Origin of the sequence: Pedobacter sp. MC2016-24, assembly GCF_015223055.1 — a bacterium.
Taxonomy (GTDB): Bacteria; Bacteroidota; Bacteroidia; order Sphingobacteriales; family Sphingobacteriaceae; genus Pedobacter.
On record NZ_JADFBX010000045.1, the window covers coordinates 1 to 786 of the forward strand.

1 protein-coding gene is annotated in these 786 nt (G+C 43.1%); it reads left to right on the forward strand.

Features of this window, described 5'->3' with window-relative positions; genetic code table 11:
- The coding region (locus IM797_RS28185; RefSeq protein WP_194130564.1) for a cytochrome-c peroxidase at window positions 1-786 on the forward strand (786 nt) is incomplete at both ends.

The window sequence follows — 786 nt, forward strand, 5'->3', positions numbered from 1 at the left end:
GTAACTTCCCGGCTGCTGAACAGGATCTGGACAACCCCTTAACTGCTGAAGGTATTGAACTTGGCAGGATGCTTTTCTATGATGTCAGGCTTTCTGGCAACAACAGGATTTCCTGTGCCTCTTGTCACCGTCAGGATCTTGCTTTTACGGATGGAGTAGCTTTGAGTACCATTGGTGTTTCTGGAAAATCCTTAGACAGACATGCTCCTGCGTTATTTAATCTGGCTTGGGCAAAAACCGGATTTTTTTGGGATGGTGGTTCAAAAAATCTCGAATCTCAGGCATTTGGGCCTTTAACCAGTGCCGATGAAATGCATCAGGACCTTTTGGTATTAGCGGCTGAACTGAAACAGATTCCTGATTATGTAACCCGGTTTAAGCAAGCTTTCAATGAGGAAATAAAATCTGCAAATGTGGTTAAAGCACTTGCACAGTTCCAACGCACGCTGATTTCCGGAACTTCCAGATATGATAAATTTAGAAGAGCTGAAGCTGGTGGCAATCTTACTACTATTGAATTGCAGGGGATGAATCTGGTGAACAGCAAATGTAAAGCCTGCCATAGTGGGGAGTTGTTTACTGATGATGGTTACCACAACAACGGTATTGATGCTACTTTCAGCGATGATCATGAAGGGATTTTTCAAGGCCGTTTCAGGGTGAGTTTTGATCCGAACGATATGGGTAAATTCAAGACCCCTTCCCTAAGAAATGTAATGCTCACCGCCCCTTATATGCACGATGGCAGGTTTAAAACTATTGATGAAGTATTGGATCATTATCAGT